The organism is Brachybacterium sp. AOP24-D1-21, from assembly GCF_052378665.1.
In the GTDB taxonomy this organism is placed as follows: domain Bacteria; phylum Actinomycetota; class Actinomycetes; order Actinomycetales; family Dermabacteraceae; genus Brachybacterium.
Window position 1 is genome coordinate 2,803,968 of the sequence record NZ_JBQSXX010000001.1, and the last position, 18,633, is coordinate 2,822,600.

At 69.5% G+C, this 18,633-nt stretch carries 17 protein-coding genes; 9 read left to right on the forward strand and 8 right to left on the reverse strand.

The annotated features are described in order from the left end of the window. The first annotated feature begins 64 nt into the window (after window positions 1–64). Together ACT3UF_RS12580 and ACT3UF_RS12585 are read left to right on the forward strand one after the other, a co-directional pair. A complete protein-coding gene (locus ACT3UF_RS12580; RefSeq protein ID WP_441443350.1) occupies window positions 65–964 on the forward strand; it encodes an SURF1 family protein in 900 nt (299 codons plus the stop codon). A gap of 3 nt (window positions 965–967) precedes the next feature. Next, window positions 968–1,369 carry a DUF3817 domain-containing protein gene (locus tag ACT3UF_RS12585; RefSeq protein WP_441443349.1) on the forward strand — a complete coding sequence of 134 codons (402 nt, stop codon included), beginning with the start codon at window positions 968–970 and terminating at the stop codon, window positions 1,367–1,369. A gap of 28 nt (window positions 1,370–1,397) precedes the next feature. Here the strand turns inward: ACT3UF_RS12585 and ACT3UF_RS12590 are convergent, their stop codons facing one another. Beyond that, window positions 1,398–1,901, reverse strand: coding sequence for a hypothetical protein (locus tag ACT3UF_RS12590; RefSeq protein WP_441443348.1), 504 nt, complete (start codon window positions 1,899–1,901; stop codon window positions 1,398–1,400). Then, complete coding sequence (locus ACT3UF_RS12595) at window positions 1,888–3,042, reverse strand: hypothetical protein (protein WP_441443347.1); 1,155 nt, start codon at window positions 3,040–3,042, stop codon at window positions 1,888–1,890. Before ACT3UF_RS12595 ends, ACT3UF_RS12590 begins: the two co-directional genes overlap by 14 nt. A gap of 392 nt (window positions 3,043–3,434) precedes the next feature. Between ACT3UF_RS12595 and guaA the strand changes: the two genes are divergently transcribed. The 3 genes from guaA to ACT3UF_RS12610 all read left to right on the forward strand — a co-directional run bounded on the left by guaA (window position 3,435) and on the right by ACT3UF_RS12610 (window position 7,299). Beyond that, entirely contained in the window at window positions 3,435–5,024 is a 1,590-nt protein-coding gene (gene guaA, locus ACT3UF_RS12600) for a glutamine-hydrolyzing GMP synthase (RefSeq protein WP_441443346.1), read from the forward strand. A gap of 449 nt (window positions 5,025–5,473) precedes the next feature. Then, window positions 5,474–7,042: an MFS transporter gene (locus ACT3UF_RS12605; protein WP_442332310.1), complete on the forward strand. Its 1,569-nt coding sequence runs from the start codon at window positions 5,474–5,476 to the stop codon at window positions 7,040–7,042. 59 nt (window positions 7,043–7,101) lie between these two features. Further along, window positions 7,102–7,299: a hypothetical protein gene (locus ACT3UF_RS12610; protein WP_441445783.1), complete on the forward strand. Its 198-nt coding sequence runs from the start codon at window positions 7,102–7,104 to the stop codon at window positions 7,297–7,299. A gap of 84 nt (window positions 7,300–7,383) precedes the next feature. On the opposite strand, the gene ACT3UF_RS12615 is transcribed toward ACT3UF_RS12610, so the two are convergent. Both ACT3UF_RS12615 and ACT3UF_RS12620 read right to left on the reverse strand, forming a co-directional pair. Further along, complete coding sequence (locus ACT3UF_RS12615) at window positions 7,384–8,478, reverse strand: GNAT family N-acetyltransferase (protein ID WP_441445784.1); 1,095 nt, start codon at window positions 8,476–8,478, stop codon at window positions 7,384–7,386. Window positions 8,479–8,529: 51 nt separating this feature from the next. Beyond that, complete coding sequence (locus ACT3UF_RS12620) at window positions 8,530–10,323, reverse strand: MDR family MFS transporter (protein ID WP_441445785.1); 1,794 nt, start codon at window positions 10,321–10,323, stop codon at window positions 8,530–8,532. Window positions 10,324–10,497: 174 nt separating this feature from the next. Here ACT3UF_RS12620 and ACT3UF_RS12625 point away from each other — a divergent pair, with 174 nt between their 5' ends. Next, entirely contained in the window at window positions 10,498–11,106 is a 609-nt protein-coding gene (locus ACT3UF_RS12625) for a TetR/AcrR family transcriptional regulator (RefSeq protein ID WP_441445786.1), read from the forward strand. An 84-nt stretch (window positions 11,107–11,190) separates the two neighbouring features. Here the strand turns inward: ACT3UF_RS12625 and ACT3UF_RS12630 are convergent, their stop codons facing one another. After that, window positions 11,191–12,195 (reverse strand): acyltransferase domain-containing protein, encoded by a 1,005-nt coding sequence (locus ACT3UF_RS12630; protein ID WP_441445787.1) that lies wholly within the window; start codon window positions 12,193–12,195, stop codon window positions 11,191–11,193. Window positions 12,196–12,303: 108 nt separating this feature from the next. Between ACT3UF_RS12630 and ACT3UF_RS12635 the strand changes: the two genes are divergently transcribed. Then, window positions 12,304–13,917 carry a helicase HerA-like domain-containing protein gene (locus ACT3UF_RS12635; protein WP_441445788.1) on the forward strand — a complete coding sequence of 538 codons (1,614 nt, stop codon included), beginning with the start codon at window positions 12,304–12,306 and terminating at the stop codon, window positions 13,915–13,917. A gap of 185 nt (window positions 13,918–14,102) precedes the next feature. Here the strand turns inward: ACT3UF_RS12635 and ACT3UF_RS12640 are convergent, their stop codons facing one another. Continuing rightward, the gene (locus ACT3UF_RS12640) at window positions 14,103–14,849 is read right to left on the reverse strand and encodes a phosphoglyceromutase (RefSeq protein WP_441445807.1); all 747 of its coding nucleotides are present in this window, start codon (window positions 14,847–14,849) and stop codon (window positions 14,103–14,105) included. Window positions 14,850–14,942: 93 nt separating this feature from the next. On the opposite strand from ACT3UF_RS12640, the gene ACT3UF_RS12645 reads away from it, so the two are divergent. Further along, on the forward strand, window positions 14,943–15,626 hold the full coding sequence (locus tag ACT3UF_RS12645; protein WP_441445808.1) for an HAD hydrolase-like protein: 684 nt from the start codon (window positions 14,943–14,945) through the stop codon (window positions 15,624–15,626). Between the two features lie 16 nt (window positions 15,627–15,642). Here the strand turns inward: ACT3UF_RS12645 and dtd are convergent, their stop codons facing one another. Then, window positions 15,643–16,068, reverse strand: a complete 426-nt coding sequence (gene dtd / locus ACT3UF_RS12650; RefSeq protein ID WP_441445809.1) for a D-aminoacyl-tRNA deacylase — start codon at window positions 16,066–16,068, stop codon at window positions 15,643–15,645. Window positions 16,069–16,165: 97 nt separating this feature from the next. After that, the gene (locus ACT3UF_RS12655; protein WP_441445810.1) at window positions 16,166–18,097 is read right to left on the reverse strand and encodes a phosphotransferase; all 1,932 of its coding nucleotides are present in this window, start codon (window positions 18,095–18,097) and stop codon (window positions 16,166–16,168) included. Between the two features lie 54 nt (window positions 18,098–18,151). Between ACT3UF_RS12655 and ACT3UF_RS12660 the strand changes: the two genes are divergently transcribed. Continuing rightward, on the forward strand, window positions 18,152–18,577 hold the full coding sequence (locus tag ACT3UF_RS12660; protein ID WP_299300168.1) for a DUF3151 domain-containing protein: 426 nt from the start codon (window positions 18,152–18,154) through the stop codon (window positions 18,575–18,577). Window positions 18,578–18,633 lie beyond the last annotated feature (56 nt).

Here is an 18,633-nt window from a genome sequence, read left to right on the forward strand (position 1 = left end):
GACGCGGTGTGAGAGGCGTCGCTGCCCAGGGTCCGTCCGGGCGGCGGCTCGTACCATGGACCTCATGCTCCGTGTCGCCCTCCGCCCCCGCTTCCTGGGGCTGCTCGCCCTGATGGTGGTGGCGACCGTGGTGTGCGGTCTGCTGGCGACCTGGCAATGGGACCGCGCGCATCAGGCGATCACCGATAAGGCCGCCGGCTCCGAGCAGCTCGGTGACATCCGCGGCGTGGTCGGGGTGGGCGAAGCAGTCACCAACTCGATCGTGGGAGACACCGTCACCGCTGTCGGCACCTATGCGCCGGGGGAGCAGGTGATCGTCCCGGGCCGGAACATCGGCGGTACCGAGGCGGTGCTCGTGGTCACCTCGCTGCTCATCGAGCTCGAGGACGGCAGCCAGGGGCGGCTCCCGGTGCTGCGCGGCTGGATCCCCGCCGCGGAGCTCACCGCTGAGGATGGCCAGATCGATCCGTCGCTCGCTCCCGCAGCCCCGCAGGGCGAGGTCGAGATCTCTGGCCGGCTCGAAGCCAGCGAAGCCGCCTCCGGTGGAGTGGTCGACGGAGTGGCCAGTGAGATCGCGACCCCGCTGCTGGTCAACGAATGGGGCTCGCCGATGTTCGCCGGCTACGTCTCGCTCGATGAACCTGCGGGAGGACTGCGCCCCGTCCCTGCCGCAGAGTCCGAGTTCTCCCGCGGCCTGGACTGGCAGAACCTGGGCTACTCACTCCAGTGGGTCATGTTCGGTGTCTTCTTCCTCTACCTGTGGTGGCGCTCGGTGAGAGCCGCCCATCTCGACGAGATCGCAGATCGCCGTGAGGCCATGGAGCAGATCCTCGCCGAGAACGCCTCGATCGAGCGCTCGACCCCCGAGCTCTCCTCCGCTTCGGCCGTCGGCTCGACGACCACCCCGACCCCCACCCCGGCCCCCATCCCGACCCCCACCCCGACCCCTGACAAGGACGTGTGACCCGTGCCCGCTCCCCGCCCCCTCGACGAAGTCGCCGCCAGGACCTCCTTCGCCCGCTTCCGCGTGGCCTCCATCGTGGAGGGCATCGCCCTGCTGGTGCTGGTCGCGATCATGTCGATGCGCTACGGGGTCTACGGCGGCGACGGCCTCTTCACCTCGGTCTCTCCGTTCTGGGACCAGGTCTCCTCCGTGTGGTCCCCGATCCATGGCCTGATCTACATGATCTACGTGGTCCTCGGCTTCGACCTGTGGATGAAGATGCGCTGGGGCATGCCGCGGATGCTGCTGCTGATGTTCTTCGGCATCATCCCGGTGCTGTCCTTCTTCGGTGAGCGCTGGACCCACCAGAAGGTCGAGTCCGACCTCGCGCGCCGCCCCACCCTGTCCGACCTCGAGCGGCCCTGACCTGCCGCGCGGCCGGTTAAGCGGCCAGTCAGCTCGACTGGACGAATTCGATCCGGTCGAAGTCCTCGGTCCAGTCGTACAGGTAGGGTCCGCAGTCCAGAGTGACTGTCTGCCCGGGGGCGATCTCCCCGTCGGAGGAGCACAGCACCTCGTACACCACGGTGTCTCCGCGGTAGAAGAAGATGTCCACCAGTACCTCACGGTCCCCGGGCATCAGCAGCCCCGGGCCATGCTGGTTGGTGACCTCGAGATCCACGATGGTGGGCTTTCCCTGGTCGGGATCCTCGGCGAGGGACCAGCCCTCGTGGTACTTCATCTTGTTGACGGTGAGGCCTTCACCCACCTCGAGCGCGCTCGGGTTGGTGTGGGTGCCGACCGCGTTCTGGCGGTCGGAGAAGATGAGGTCCTGCCAGAACCACACGAAACCCAGCACGATCACCAGCGCGTACACCGCGGCGGTGATCCGCACCGGCCAGCGCAGTGCGGTCCGCGCCTGCGCGCGCGGCATCCGCGGCATCTCAGAGACTCTCATACAGCGGCGCTCCTTCGATCATGAGACCCAGCCAGGTCAGGACGCCCCTGAGCAGCGGTGACAGGACGATCAAGCTGATCACAAGGGCGTGATCCAGCGACAGCGCCGTCAGCGGCAGCCGTCGGCCCACCACGTCGCGATGCAGACTGAACCACAGCACTAGGCACAGCACCCAGCCGATCATGTAGACGGTGTCGATGAGGAGGCCCAGCAGGGCGCTGGCATCGTCGCTGAGCACGCCCACGAGGGCGGGCAGCAGCGTCAGGACCGCGAGGCCGAGCGCCGCCGCAGAGACGGCAGGGGAGGCCTCTTCGGGCGCCCAGCCGGTCTCGCCGCTGGAGCCGCCCCGCAGACGGATCAGCGCGATGATCGCGATCACCGGCACCACGAGGATCGGCAGGAGGAGATCCAGCTTCTTCATGCCGAGCATCCCGAGGCTGTAGATCATGGAGGTCAGCGAGTCCTCGTCGGCGGCGGCGGCCTCGAGGGTCGATCCCATGAAGCTCAGCAGCCCGCCCATGCCGAGCGTGGCGGCAGAGGCGAGCAGGATCGCTCCCCACGTGTCTCGCCCGGCGAGGTAGTTCACCAGCAGCAGCGTCCCGGCGGCCAGCGCCAGCAACGAGGTGAGCAGGATCGGGGTGCGCACCAGCGCGGAGGCGGCGAGGCCGTTCGCCCACATCGCGATCGCAGCGGCGGCGAACGGTGTCGTCCCGGCGGCGAGGAGGCGGCGCCAGGACGCCGGCGAGCTGCGCAGCAGGAGCACCACCGCAGTGGCGACCGGCACGATCCACAGCCCGCCGAAACCGATCGCGTTCATCAGCAGGAGCACGACGACGCCCGCCACGGTGCCGAGCGCCCGCAGCGCCAGGGAGCGCGGCAGTGTGGCGGCGAGGGCCCCGGCCTGGCTGATCACGAGGAGCACGGACACGGCCAGCAGCTGCAGCAGCGAGCTCAGGTGCGTGATTCCCTCGACCGTCATCGACAGTGCCACGGCGAGGACGGTGAGGGTGAGCGCTGCGCCGGCCGCGAGGCTCAGCCGATGATGCCGTGAGAGCTCATCGCCCCAGCGGGAGACCGTCGTGCCCCCGGCACGCGGCCTCGGCGGCGGCGCGGCCGCAGCGAAGAGAGGGAGGGATGTCATGCCCTCACTTTAGAAGGCCGACCAGCGGCTATGGTCCGATTGCGGTGCTCTTCGAGCCTTCGGCGGGGCGCGGCCCCGTTCTTAGGCTCTGAGGAGTGCATACGACTCGGCGTAAAGGGGAGAGGACGAGTCCAGAGCCTATTCACCCTGTCAAATCTGCTGAATTCGTCGGCGGGTCCGGCCGTACCACGGCGTGTCGCAGGGCGTCCGACGCCCCACCGGGGTCGCGGGGTCCGGCAGTGGCCGACGGGGGACTGAGGACTGGGCGTGATCCGAGGACTGGGCGTGAGCTGTGAAGCGGGCGTGAGCTGAAGGCTGGGCGTGATGAGGATCCTCCCCACTGCGCGGCCCAGAAGGTGCCACGATGGGACACGCCCCGTAGACTCGGCCGGGTGAACGACACCGACCAGCGCCCCGTCCTCGTCGTCGACTTCGGCGCCCAGTACGCACAGCTCATCGCCCGCCGCGTGCGCGAGGCCCGGGTCTACTCCGAGGTGGTCCCGCATTCGATGCCCACCGAGAAGATCCTCGCCAAGCAGCCCCGCGCGATCATCCTCTCCGGCGGGCCCAGCTCCGTCTACGCCGAGGGCGCCCCGCGCCTGGACCCGGCTCTGCTCGAAGCTGGCGTGCCCGTGCTCGGGCTCTGCTACGGCTTTCAGTCCATGGCCGCGGCGCTCGACGGGACCGTCGCGCCGACGGGCGTGCGGGAGTACGGCGCGACCCGCCTGGAGAGCATCGACGGCACGTCGCAGCTGCTCAGCTCCCAGGACCTCGAGCAGAACGTGTGGATGAGCCACGGCGACTCCGTCACTGCCGCCCCATCTGGCTTCGAGGTCGTCGCGACCTCCTCCGGCAGCCCCGTCGCCGCCTTCGAGAACACCGAGAAGCAGCTCTACGGCGTGCAGTGGCACCCCGAAGTGGGCCACTCCGACCGCGGCCAGGAGGTGCTCGAGAACTTCCTGCACCGCGGCGCTGGCATCGAGCCGGCCTGGACCACCGGGAACGTGATCGAGGAGCAGCTCGAACGGATCCGCGCCCAGGTGGGCGAGGGCTCCGCGATCTGCGGACTCTCCGGCGGCGTGGACTCCGCCGTGGCTGCAGCGCTGGTGCAGCGCGCCATCGGTGATCGCCTCACCTGCGTGTACGTGAACCACGGCCTCATGCGCCAGGACGAGTCCGAGCAGATCGAGCAGGCCTTCGGTGACTCCACCGGCGGTGCGAAGCTCGTCATGGTCGACGCCGAGGAGCAGTTCCTCACCGCCCTCGCCGGGGTCACCGACCCCGAGACCAAGCGCAAGATCATCGGCCGCGAATTCATCCGCACCTTCGAGCAGGCCCAGGCGGACATCCTGCGCGAGCAGGGCGTCGTCGAGGGTGACCACGCCGAAGCCACTGCGTTCCTCGTCCAGGGCACGCTCTACCCGGACGTCGTCGAATCCGGCGGCGGAGAGGGCGCGGCGAACATCAAGAGCCACCACAACGTGGGCGGCCTCCCCGAGGACCTCTCCTTCGAACTGGTCGAGCCGCTGCGCGCCCTGTTCAAGGACGAGGTGCGCGCCGTCGGCTCTGAGCTGGGCCTGCCCGACGAGATCGTCTGGCGCCAGCCCTTCCCCGGACCGGGGCTGGGGATCCGCATCATCGGCGAGGTCACCAAGGAGCGGCTCGACATCCTGCGCAAGGCCGACGCGATCGCCCGCGCCGAGCTGACCGCCGCGGGCCTGGACCGCACCATCTGGCAGTGCCCCGTGGTGCTGCTGGCGGACGTGCGCTCCGTGGGCGTCCAGGGCGACGGCCGCACCTACGGCCACCCGGTCGTGCTGCGCCCCGTCACCAGCGACGACGCGATGACGGCCGACTGGGCCAAGGTCCCTTACGAGGTGCTCTCGCGGATCTCCAGCCGCATCACCAACGAGGTCAGCGAGATCAACCGCGTCACCCTCGACATCACCTCCAAGCCCCCGGGCACCATCGAGTGGGAGTGAGCTCCCGCTGACAGCAGCCGCAGCAGCGCCCCGCCGCGCGTCCTCCCGGACCGCGCCGCGGGGCGCTGCTCTGCCCGGGCACGGGTGCTGCTGGGTCTCAACGTGAGTTCTGCCCATCGAGTCGTGAGAAGTGCGCCGTAAGAAGCGTCATGGTGCGCGGAACTCACGACTCGATCGTGCGTGACGCAGCGGCGCGCTGTGGAAATCACCGATTCTGCAGCCGGAAGCATGGCACCGCTGCGGAGACCGAGGTGCAGAAGCCGGACTGTGCGCAGAAGGCGCCGACCCAGAGCACTGACTGACCCGGGAGGAGTGAACTCCGGTTCCCGACCGATCGGCGGGGAGGTTCCTTGCCGCGCCGGGTGGAGAGGGGTTAAATTCCCCCACACGTCGCTGAGGGGCTGCACTCGTCGGCTTCCGTGGCGTCTTGAGGGGGAGGAGGGGGACCGATGTCGAACGCCGAGACCGGCACCATCACGACGCGGGTGCCTTCGCGACTCGACCGACTGCCCTGGTCCCGCTTCCACTGGCGAGTGGTGATCGGCCTGGGCAGCGTCTGGATCCTCGACGGTCTCGAGGTGACGATGGTCGGCAATGTCGCCGCCCGACTCACCGAGGACGGCAGCGGGCTGGACATCTCCGCCGCCCAGATCGGTATCGCGGGCGCCATCTACATCGTCGGTGCGTGCCTCGGTGCGCTCTTCTTCGGCCAGCTCACCGATCGGCTGGGCCGCAAGAAGCTCTTCCTCTGGACGCTCGTGCTCTACCTCGTCGCGACTGTCGCCACGGCGTTCTCCTTCTCACCCTGGTTCTTCTTCCTCTGCCGCTTCCTCACCGGCGCCGGCATCGGCGGCGAGTACGCGGCCATCAACTCCGCTATCGATGAGCTGATCCCTGCCCGGGTGCGCGGGCGGGTCGATCTGATCATCAACGGCAGCTACTGGCTGGGCTCGGCAGCGGGCTCTGCGCTGGCGCTCGTGCTGCTGAGCACAGCGTTCTTCCCCATGGATCTGGGCTGGCGTCTGGCCTTCGGCTTCGGCGCCGTGCTCGGCATCGCCGTGCTCATGGTGCGCCGTCACGTGCCGGAGAGCCCTCGCTGGCTGTTCATCCACGGCCAGGAGGGTGAGGCCGAGCGGATCGTCCGCGGGATCGAGGAGTCGATCGAGGAGGAGAAGGGCACCGAGCTGCCCCCGGCAGAGGACTCCCTCACCATCCGCCAGCGCACCAGCATCCCGTTCCGGGAGATCGCCGCCGTCGCGTTCCGGAAGTACCCGAAGCGCTCGGTGCTCTGCCTGGCCCTGTTCGTCGGGCAGGCGTTCCTCTACAACGGCATCACCTTCAACCTGGGCGTTCTGCTCTCCTCCTTCTACGGCGTCGGGGCGGCCCTCGCCCCGCTGTTCATCATCTTCTGGGCGCTGTCGAACTTCGCCGGTCCGGTGATCCTGGGCCACTTCTTCGACTCCGTGGGCCGCAAGCCCATGATCACCCTGGCCTATCTCGGCAGCGCCCTGGTGACGCTGCCGCTGGCCTGGGTGTTCCTCAGCGAGGCCGGCGGGCTCACCGCGTTCATGATCCTGTTGGTGATCACCTTCTTCCTGGCGTCTTCCGGGGCCAGCGCTGCCTATCTGACGGTGAGCGAGATCTTCCCGATGGAGACGCGGGCGCTCGCGATCGCCTTCTTCTATGCAGTCGGCACCGCGGTCGGTGGCATCGCCGGTCCGCTGCTCTTCGGCACCCTCATCGCGACCGGAGAGCGTGCGCCCGTGGCGATCGGCTTCCTCGTCGCCGCGGTGGTGATGGCACTGGGCGGCGTTGCCGAGCTGCTCTTCGGGGTCAAGGCCGAGGGCCAGAAGCTCGAGGACCTCGCCACCCCGCTCACCGTCCAGGACGCCGACGATGCGGAGGCCCCCGGCGCGGAGGGCGATGGCGCGCAGGCCGATAGTGCGCAGGGCGATGGTGTAAACGGCGATGACACCGGCGGCTCCTCCGGCCCGGGCCCGGGCCGGGAGCGCACCTGATGCCGGTGGGGTGCCTGGTCTTCGGCCATCGCCCAGCGTTCCGCGCCGAGGGGCGCACCATGCGTTGGGAGTGCGAGCGCGGCTGCGCGGAGGGTGGCGGCGAGAAGACCTACTCCACCGCGGCGGAGGCGGAGCGGTTTGCGGCGGCCTTCGACCGGCGCGGCGACGACGGGCTCGGGAAGAACGCCCCCCTGCTCGGCATGTTCCCGCTGCGGATCTGGCAATGGCTGCGCCGCCGGGGCGGGCCCGAGGGCTGAATCGTCGGCGTCCGACGTAGACCGATTGTCGGAATCCGCCTCAGTCAGTCGGCGTCCGCCTCAGACTGATCATCGGCGTCCCTCTCAGGCCGTCGGCGGCTCGAGCAGGCGGGAAGGATGAGCGGGCGCGGAGGAGTGCCAGGACTGGGTGCGCTCGTAGGTCTCCCAGCCCATCGCGACGTAGAGGCCGTCGGCGCCGGTGGGGGAGTCGTCGTCGACCTCGAGGTCCACGTGGGTGCGTCCACGCTCGACGGCGTCCTGGATCGAGGCGTTCAGCAGTGCTTTCGCGATGCCGTGGCCGCGGGCGGAGCGGTGCACTCCCAGGTACTCCAGGTAGGTGCCCTCGCCCAGGGTCTCGGTCGCCGGGATCACAGCGGCGACCAGGCCGCCAGCAGGCAACCAGACCCCGCCGCGGTCGATCTCGGCGATCCACCAGTGGTCCCATCCCGCCTCCTCGGGGTTCTCGATGAGTCGCTGGACGAACTCGGCGAAGGACTCCCGGTAGGAGTTGAAGTGGTCCGCGAAGGACTCCTCGAGCATCCGGTGCACGGTGCGCACGTCCTGCGCGACAGGCAGGCCGGATTCGTGGCGGTGGACCTTCCTCACCCGAGTGCCCTCTCGTGGCGCGGGAAGTCCGGGCAGCTCGGCGGGGTCCACGGGGCGTCGCATATGCAACCAGGTGCGCACCATCGAGTAGCCCGCAGCGGTGAGGAGCCGCCCGCGGTCGGTGTCCAGTTCGTTCGCGTCGGCGTCGAGCTGTGTGCGCTCCACCCCGCGTGCTCGGGCGAAGGACCCGCCCACCTCGACCGCCCAGTCCAGCAGCGCGGCGGCCAGGGCGTCCCGTTCGGGGGCGTCCTCGGCGATCACGAACTGGACGTTGGTGCGGCCGGTGGCGCGGTCCTCCAGAGCCACCCAGGCGAGCGGGTCCTTATCGAGCGAGGGGGATCCATCAGCGGCGACGGGCACCACCACGACCTCGCGGCGCGCCCAGGACTTCAGCCCCACCATGCGCGAGCGCATCCCCGCCTCGTCGGCCACCCCACCCGGGGTGTGGCGACGGATGTCCGCGGTGACCAGCGCGACGACTGCAGGAACATCGGCCTCGATCGGCACCCGGGTGGTCAGTCGACCCTCCAGGGCTGCGGGCATCGTGGGCGGGAAGTGATCGGTCAGCAGCATCCGTCCATCTTTTCACGATTCGGCCTGGGGCCGCGGAGCGCGGTGCTTCGCTCAGCGCTCGTCGGCCGTGACCGACTCCCGGTCCTGGGCGGAAGAGGCGGCGCCGCCATCGCCAAGCTCGCCCGCGTCCGCAGCCTCGAGCTGCTCCGGATCGATCACGGGGATCGGCCCGGTGCGCGGGTGCGAGTCCTGCGGCTCGGTGCCTGTGCCGCCGAGCTCGGCGGCCGCGTCGGCACCCGGCTGGGAGGCGAACTCGTCCGCGGACTCGACGGTCTCGCGCAGCGGCACGTGCTTGATGAACAGTGAGAGCACCAGCGCTATCACTGCGAAGGGCACGGCGGTGAGGAACACCATGTGCATCGCCTCGCCCATGCCCATGCGGATCGGCTCCACGAGGATCTCGGGCAGCTCCGAGAGCGCGGAGGGATCCAGCGCCGCGTTCTCGAGGCCGGAGACGTCCGCGCCGCCGGAGGCCTGCAGGGCGGCGAGGTCCTCTGCGGGCAGCGCTGCGATCTGCTCGGTGATCGAGGTGGACATGGAGGCGGTCATCACGGTGCCCAGCACCGCGATGCCCACGGTCGAGCCGATGTTGCGGAAGAACTGGATTGCGGCGGTGGCGGTGCCGAGCTCGCGACGTGCCACGGCGTTCTGCACGATCAGCGTGTACACCTGCATCGACAGGCCGAGTCCCAGACCGATCACGATCATGGCGAGGGTGAGGTGCCACTGGGTGTCGCCGTACTCGAGGGCGACCAGCAGGACGTAGCCGATCACCATGATGATGCCGCCGACGATGAGGAACGGACGGTAGCGGCCGGTCTTCGAGATCAGCAGGCCCACGATGATCGAGGTGAGGATCATCGCGACGGACTGGGGGATCAGGATCATGCCGGAGGCGGTCGCGGAGACGCCCATGACGCCCTGTGCATAGACCGGGATGTAGATGATCGCGCCGAACATCGCCACGGCGATCGCGAAGGAGGCCGCGACCGACAGGGCCACGATCGGCCGCAGCAGCAGCTGCATCGGCAGCAGCGGCTCCTCGACCTTCGTCTCGATGATCACGAAGGCGATGAGGAAGGCGGCGGCGATCGTATACATGCCCAGGATCACGGGGGAGGTCCAGGCGAAGTCGCCACCGCCCCAGGTGGTCGCGAGCAGCGCGATGACCAGGCCCGGCGTGAGGGTGACGATGCCCCAGTAGTCGATCTTGCCGTGCTGATCGGCCTTCTCCAGGTGCAGGAACTTCATGATGAAGACGAAGGCGGCGATCCCGATCGGGAGGGTCAGGTAGAACAGCCAGCGCCAGCCCAGATGGTCGGTGACGACGCCTCCGATGAGCGGCCCCGCGATCGAGGTCACGCCGAAGACGGCGCCCATGATGCCCTGGTACTTGCCACGCTGACGGGGCGGGATGATGTCGCCGATGATCGTCTGGCTCAGCGGCATCAGGGTGCCCATGCCCAGGCCCTGCACGGCGCGGGCGAAGACCAGGAACCAGAAGCCCTCCGCCATGCCGGCGAGGGCCGAGCCGACCATGAACACGGCCAGGCCGCCCAGGTAGAACCAGCGGCGGCCGTAGAGGTCGGAGAGCTTGCCGACGACCGGCACGGACACGGCCGACACCAGCATTGCGGCGGTCGCGATCCAGCTGTAGTGCTCGATGCCGCCGAGCTCGCCGACGATGCGGGGCATCGCGGGGCCGACGATCGTCTGCGAGAGGGACGCGACGAACATGCCGAGCATGAGGCCGACGAAGACGAGCTTGCCCTGTCGGTCCAGGCCCGTGAAAACGGGGGCGGTGCTCGGGCCGGAGGGCGGCGTGGTGGCGGGTGCTGTGCTCATTGAGCTCCTCGGGACAGTGATGTGCTGACGGAATGATGGAGAGGGCGCCGGCGGGCGTCCGATGGTCGTAGCGCGTCACTGGGCCTCGACGGGAACACCCTATCCAACTGTTGCAGTCAATGCACTATTTCACTGAGTGCAGATTTTGTGATCTGTCGGACCTACGATGGTCCGGTGAACGAGTTGACCGATACCGATCAGGGCCTGGGACTGCGCGAGCTGAAGAAGCGCCAATCCCGCATCGCCATGCACCGTGCCGCCCTCGAGCTGGTGAGCGAGCACGGGCTCGGCGGGGTCACCGTCGAAGCGATCGCCCATCGTGCCGGGGTCTCCACCCGGACCTTCTTCAATCATTGGTCCACGAAGGAATCCGCGATCATCGGGGTTCTCAGCGCCGGGGACGACGAGATCGCGGAGCGGCTGCGCTATCTGGCCGAGGAGCAGGGGCCGCAGCAGGCGCTGCGCACGGTGATGCGCGAGGCGATCTCCTCCGCGCCCATCGATGCCGGGCTGCGAGAGCTGAAGAAGCAGGTCATGGCCAAGGAGCCGCGGCTGCATTCCCTCTCCACCGGCAACCTGCACCTGGTGCAGACCGAGATGGTCGAGGCGCTCGCGGCGGTCCTCGAGGGGGAGGACGCCCAGGAGCGGGCGATGCTCGCCGTGCAGATCGGCTTCGCCGTCACCCGTACCGCTTTCGCCGTCTCGATGTCGCGCGGGATCGATCTGGGGACAGCCTTCGACGAAGTGCTGGACCGCTACGACGCGGCCGACGGGCCCTTCTGACCGCGGAGAGAGCCGAGTCTCGCGCGTCAACGCATCAACGCGTCACGCACCGGGCGTCATGCGCGAGGCGTCACGCGCCGGGTCTCACCGCACCAGGCGCCCGTGCCCGCTCTCCCAGCCGCGGCCGTCCGCCAGCCGCTCGGCGACCAGGCGCTCGAGCCGTGTGCGGCGTGGCAGGGCGGTGACCTCATAGGGCGGGCGTTCGCCGAACACGAAGAAGGCCGCGCCGTCGTCGGAGCGCTCATAGGAGAGCCGCTCCCAGCGGCCCGCGAACGCACCGAGGTTCGAGTTCGCGCCGAGCTCCTCGGTGAGCAGCGGGTTCACCAGCCAGGAGTCGCAGAGGAACTCATGGCCGAAGGGCGCCGTGTCCGACGGGCGCGCGGTGTCGAGATCGGCGTAGTGGGTGGTGAAATATGCCGTCGCCTGATCGAGGGACTCGTCGACCGCGGCGGGTTCCAGCGGCCCGGTGGCGGGGATGTGGGCACCGATGACCCAGCGCTCGTGCGTCGTTCCCTTCTCGGTGCGATGCAGGTCGAACTGGAGGCGGCCCAGGTGCACCAGCCGCCCTCGCCAGTTCAGCGCCATCCATGCCAGCTGGTGCAGTCCCAGCCTTCCGCTGCTGCGGCGATGGACCCGCATCTGCTGGCCGAGATCCGCGAGCACGTGCCAGTACTGCTCGGCGCTCAGGCCGCGCTCTCGGTGCCAGGCTCGCACCGTCGACGTGCTCACCACGAGCGCGAGGATCGAGAGCAGGCCCTCCCCGGGGGCGAGACGCTGCTGCAGGAGGTTGTGGCGTTCCTCCAGAGAGCCGAGATCAGCCGCGGGCGGCTCGAGCCCCGCGCTCGCCCGCAGCAGGTTCGCGGTGCGGGTGACCTCCGTCAGGATCTCCTGATCCGCCATGGCCGGGGCGATCAGAGCACGGAGCTCGGCATGGTCTTGGCCGGTGATGCCCAGCCGCTCGAGCAGTGCTGGCGTCGAGGGAGCGCTCAGCATCTGGGCGACAGCCGCCGGTGGCAGCTCGTCGGTGGCGCGGACGGCCCGCGGCGGATCGCCGAGGACCTCGAACTGGGCATCACAGCGATCGGTCATGCGCACACGGTAGCGCTCACTGCCCACCGGATGTGAGCTGGGCCGCTACGATTCCAGGGTCGAGACCACGCACCCGTCGGCCTGCGCCGACGCAGGAGGAGCCAGAGCATGAGCACCCAGACCCCTGAGACCCCTGAGACCTCTGGCGGCACCGCTGCGGAGCTCAGCCCGTCGGCCGTCGCGATCCGTGACGCCTACGCCTTCGCAGGCGGTCGGATCCACCTCGGCGCGATGATCGAGGGGGAGACCCCGAACCCCGCTGTGGCAGTGAACCTGTCGGTGGGGATGCTGAACCGTCACGGACTGATCGCCGGCGCCACCGGCACCGGCAAGACGCGCACCCTGCAGGTGATCGCCGAGCAGGCCGCGCACGCCGGAGCCTCCGTGTTCGTGGCAGATATGAAGGGTGACCTCTCCGGCATCGCCGTGCCGGGGGAGGCGTCCGAGAAGCTGTCCGCACGCGCCGCTGCACGCGGCCAGGAGTGGATCTCCCGCGCCGCCCCGACCGAGTTCTTCAGCCTCGGCGGCCAGGGCGAGGGAGTGCCGATCCGCACCACCGTGAGCACCTTCGGGCCGGTGCTGATGTCCAAGGTGCTCGAGCTGAACGAGACCCAGGAGAGCTCGCTGGGCCTGATCTTCCACTACGCGGACAGCCAGGGACTGGGACTGCTGGACCTCAAGGATCTGCGCGCCCTGATCCAGTTCCTCACCTCTGACGAGGGCAAGGGTGAGCTCAAGGGCATCGGAGGGATCTCCACCGCGACCGCCGGCGTGATCCTGCGCAGTCTGACCGCCTTCGAGGCCTCCGGGGCGGATGTCTTCTTCGGCGAACCCGCCTTCGACACGGAGAAGCTGCTGCGCAAGGCCGAGGATGGCACGGGGATCATCTCCTGCCTCGAGCTGCCGGGCGTCGCCACCCGACCCGCCCTGTTCTCCACCTTCATGATGTGGATGCTCGCCGAGCTGTACCAGGACCTGCCTGAGGTGGGCGACCTCGAGGTGCCCAAGCTCGTGTTCTTCTTCGACGAGGCGCACCTTCTGTTCAAGGACGCCTCCAAGGCGTTCCTCGATCAGGTCGTCCAGACCGTGCGACTGATCCGTTCCAAGGGCGTGGGCGTCTTCTTCATCACCCAGACTCCGAAGGACGTCCCCGGCGATGTGCTCGCCCAGCTCGGCAACCGGGTCCAGCATGCGCTGCGCGCCTTCACGCCCGACGATGCCAAGGCGCTCAAGGCCACCGCCAGCACCTTCCCCACCTCCGACCACGACCTGGTCGAGGTGATCCCAGCGCTCGGCACCGGCGAGGCGATCGTGACCGTGATGAGCGAAGACGGCGCCCCCACTCCCGTCGCGATCACCGCAGTGCGCGCGCCGGAATCCTCGATGGAACCGGCCGGTGCGGAGGTCATCTCCGCTGCAGTGAAGGCCTCACCGCTCGCTGCGGAGTACGGGACCCCGGTGGATCGGGAGTCCGCGTACGAGATCCTCACCGCACGCGCCGAGAAGGACGCGAAGGCCCTCGAGGAGGGGGCCGATGACGGCGCTGAGCAGGGGGTGAAGGGATCCACGGGTTCGACCTCGTCACAGCCGAAGGCGCAGAACAAGAAGGACGAAGGCGGGTTCTTCGAGAAGCCGGCGGTGAAGTCATTCCTCCGCTCCGCCGGCACCGTGCTGGGCCGAGAGATCACCCGCAGCCTGTTCGGTACGAAGCGCCGCCGCTGAGCAGTCGGGTCAGCCGAGGCTCGCTTGTCGCAGCACCTGTCCCGGCGCGGCACCGGCCTGTCGCAGCACCGGCCCATCGCAGCAGGCCCGGAGATGACGAGAGGAGATGACGAGAGCCCCCGGCATCTGCCGGGGGCACTCGGTGCATCAGGTCCTGTGAGGACCGGGATCAGACGGAGTTCAGATCACTTCTTGCCCTGGTTGGCGACGGCCTCCGCCGCGGCCTTCGCAGCGACCGGGTCAAGGTAGCGGCCGCCCTTCTCGACGGGCTGGAAGTCCTCGTCCAGCTCGTACACCAGCGGCTGGCCGGTGGGGATGTTCAGGCCGGAGATCTCTTCGTCGGAGATGCCGTCGAGGTACTTCACCAGTGCGCGCAGCGAGTTGCCGTGGGCGGCGATCAGCACGGTCTTGCCGTCGACGAGGTCAGGCTTGATGCCCTCCTCCCAGTACGGCAGGAAGCGCTCGACGACATCCTTGAGGCACTCGGACTTGGGCAGCTGATCACCGAGACCCGCGTACTGCGGGTCCTGGTCCTGGCTGAACTCGGTGCCGAACTCGATCTCGGGCGGCGGCGTGTCGTAGGAACGACGCCAGGCCATGAACTTCTCCTCGCCGTACTTCTCACGGATCTCGGACTTGTTCATGCCCTGGAGCGCACCGTAGTGACGCTCGTTCAGGCGCCAGTCGCGCTTGACGGGGATCCAGTGGCGGTCGGCGGCGTCGAGGGAGAGGTTCGCGGTCATGATCGCCCGGCGCTGCAGCGAGGTGTGCACGACATCGGGGAGGATGCCGGCCTCCTTCAGCAGCACGCCGCCGTTGGCGGCCTCAGCCTCACCCTTCTCGGTGAGGGCTACGTCCACCCAGCCGGTGAACAGGTTCTTCGCATTCCAGTCGCTCTCGCCGTGGCGGAGCAGCACGAGTGTGTAGGTCATGGTCACAGCCTAACGGCGCGGGGGAGCGGGCGCAGTTCCTGCCCATCGGTTGCCCGCCTCGCCGGGCGCGGGGCGGACGCTACGCTCGATCCCATGCTCAGCACTGCTCCCGGCGCCCTCGCCGACGTCCCCGTCGTCCTGCTCGATCTCGACGGCACGATCGTGGACTCCGGACCCGGCATCTTCGCGGCGCTCGGGCACGCCTTCGCGGCCTGCGACGAGCCGCTCCCCGAGCCCGCCGTGCTGCGCACCTTCATCGGTCCGCCGTTGACGACCTCCTTCCGCGGCGTGCTCGGGATGAGCGCCGAGCGCGCGGAGCAGCTCCGCCTCGCGTATACCGAGCACTACCAGTCCCACGGCCTGCTGGACGCGTTGCCCTATCCGGGGATCCCGGAGCTGCTGGACGGACTTGCGGCGTCCGGGCGCACCGTCGCGGTCGCCACCAACAAGCCGGAGACCACGGCGCGGCGCTTGCTCGAGCACCAGGGCCTCGGGGACCGCTTCGCGCTGATCGGCGGCACCGACCGCGCCTCGGGCAGGAGCGACAAGGCGGCGGTGATCGGCAGCGTGCTCGAGCGCCTGGGTCTCGCGGCCGGGGCGGCGGGCAGGGCGCGGACCGTGATGATCGGTGACCGGATCCACGACGCCGAGGGCGCCTCGGAGCACGGCGTGCCCGCGCTGCTGGTCGGCTGGGGATACGGAGGGCCCGTCGAGCAGGCGGCCGACGTCCCACGGGTCGCGACCGTCGCCGAGCTGTCTGCACTCCTGATGGGCTGAGCCCTCGTGCGGGCGCTCAGGCCTCGAGCAGGATCGTGAAGGGGCCGTCGTTGGTGAGGCCCACGCGCATCATCGCGCCGAAGCGGCCGGTCGCGACGGTGACGCCGCGCTCGCGGATCGCCTCGACCACCTGTGCGACGAGCGGTTCGGCGACGGGCCCCGGGGCCGCGCCGCTCCAGGAGGGCCTGCGCCCCTTGCGCACATCGGCGTAGAGCGTGAACTGGGAGACCACCAGCACCTGCGCCCCGGCATCGAGCACCGAGCGCTCGCCCTCCAGGATGCGCAGCTCGCAGATCTTCCGGGCGATCGTGGCCACCTGCTCGGGCCCGTCCTCGTGGGTGACCCCGACCAGCACGAGGAGGCCTTCGCCCTCGATCGAGCCGACCACCTCACCCTCGACCTCGACCTCGGCACCGTCGACTCTCTGGAGCACTGCACGCATGCCCCGATGGTCGCACAGGGGAACGCGTTGCGGAGGCTGGCGCCAGATCCTGTGGTCAGCCGGACGGATCAAGTCTGGCCAGCCGGGAAGGATCTGGTCAGCCGGGAAGGATCGAGTCGATCCTGCGCTCCTGGGTGGGGGAGTCGTCATCCCCGTCGTGCTGCTGACCGCGGGAGGGGTCCAGCGGGGGCAGCGGCTGGGTCGCCGGAAGGTTCCTGGGCGGGGGTGCGGAGCGAGGGGGAGGAGGGCCGGTGTGCTCGAGCGGGGCGGAGAACTGCGGCGGGGCAGACTGCTGCCACGGTGACGAAGGGTTCTGCGGCACGCCATGACGTGGCGCTGGCTGCTGAGATGCCGGCTGCTGCGACGCGGGTTGCTGCGGCCCGGCGTGCGATGGCGCAGACCGTGGAGGCGCGAACTGCGACGACCCGGACTGCGGCGGTGCTGACTGCTGAGGTGCCGAATGTGTGGGCATGGTCTGCGGGGGCGCCGACTGCTGTGCGGAGGCGGACATGCCCTGCTGCGGAGCGACGGATGGGCGCGATGGGACCTGCGCCTGGGCCTGCTGCTGCGACTGCTGCTGGGCCTGCTGAGGCGCCGGCTGCTGCCCGGTCGGGGCGGGGTCCGGGGCGGGAGCCTGACGCACTCCCGTCGGCCCATGGGTGGGCGGGACCGGCTGCTGGGGCTGGGAAGGGGACCCGGGGCCCTGTACGACCGGTCCTCCCGCAGCGGTAGCGGCGTCCCTGCGACGCTGCTCTGCCCGGCGGGCCTCGGTGACCCACTCCTCGGCGACGCGCACGATCGCTTCGGTGGCGGCCTCCCAGGCGGCCTCCTGCTGCCGGTGCGGGCCGGTGGCCAGGGACAGCACCACGCCCGCGGAACGCAGTGCGACCTCGGTCGGATCCACCCGCTCAGCGAACACCTCATGCCAGGTGCGGATGGCCTCCTCGACCCGCTCCTGCATGGCGCGGTCGATGCGCCCGGCGTTGCCGTAGTCCGCCAGGACGCTGAGATGGGCGAGCAGGCAGGCGAGATCGTCGGCCCGACGGCCCGGACCCACGGTGTCGATGTCGAGCAGGCCCACCACCTTGCCGTTCTCGACGAATACCTGAGCTTCGTAGAAGTCGCCGTGCACCACATCGTGCGGGCGCATGTCCATGCGCTGCTCGAGTGCTGTCAGACCCTCGCGGATCGCTCGTACCAGCGCATCCAAGCGGGGGCCGAGGGCGGGGACGGCGGAGCTGACGATCCCGGCGTAGAACTCCACGGAGTCGGTCCACGGCGGGCGCAGCGGGAGGGAGTACATCGAGGCGGGGAGCCGATCGACGAGGGCCACGAGGTCCTCGGCCCGGCAGGCGCTGACGCCTTCGTCGATCACCGCACGGGCCAGCGGACGGCCGGGGAGCTCGGCGAGGACCACGAGCCCGTTGTGGTGGGCGATCACCTCGGGAACCGGCACTCCTGCGGCCAGCAGACGGTGATGGCGGTCCACGATCTCTCCGCTGCGATGCGGCTGCATGACCTTGAGGAAGACGGCGCGTTCGCCCTGCGAGGCGCGCAGCACGGCGCGACGCCCGGGGCGATAGGACACCACGTCGATCGCGATCGGCACCGACGGGTCGCTGCCGATCGGCGCGCCGAGATCGCGCAGGGTGCGGCCGACGATGTCGGGGTAGCAGACCTGCGGCAGCATCGGCAGCCAGGGATCGTGCGGATAGCGCCATACGCGAACGTTGATGTCCCCGTCGGTCATCACCAGGGTCTGCTCGGCGACGTAGAGGTTCTTCTCGCGCTCGCCGATATGCGCGCTCGCCCCGAACAACTCCTCACGTGCAGGAGCCTGCGGTCCGTCGAGCTCAGGCCAGGAGACCATCGTCCGGTACAGCGCCTTGGTGCTGCGTCCGGGGCGGTGGTCGACGTGGTCGAGCTGCCAGCTGTGCAGCACTCCGCCGGAGTTGCCGACGGCCGAGCGGAGGAGTCCTCCCGCGCCGGGCCCGGTGAGGAGCTCGGAGCCGTCCTGCGTGTGTGACATGGGCGATTCATTCTTGTCATGAGGTCATCAGGCGACAGCGCCTACGATGCTTTCATGGCTGATCGTACCGATAACCTCACCAGCGGGAACCTTCTGGGCATTCCCGAGACCCGACTGCCCGACGACTTCGTCGATGTGCAGGTGGCCGAAGAGCTCGTCGAAGGTGAGCCCCGGGACATCGCCGCCCGGCATCTCGAGTCGCCGCTCGCCTGGGCGACCCTGGCCGAGGATGCGCTCTCCGACGGTGATGACGTGGCCGCCTACGCCTACGCCCGCACCGGTTACCACCGGGGTCTGGATGCGCTGCGCAAGTCCGGCTGGCGCGGCCAGGGCCCGATCCCGGCCTCGCACGCGCCCAACCGCGGCTTCCTGCGTGCCCTGGCGATGCTGGGGGAGACCTCCCGTCGGCTCGGCGACGAGGCCGAGGCGGATCGGGTGACCGCCTTCCTGCGCGAAGCCGATCCGACGCTGCTGGGCTGATGTCCCCGAGCCTGCGCGGCAGAGAACGCGGCAGTCAGCAGGGGCCGTCCGGATCT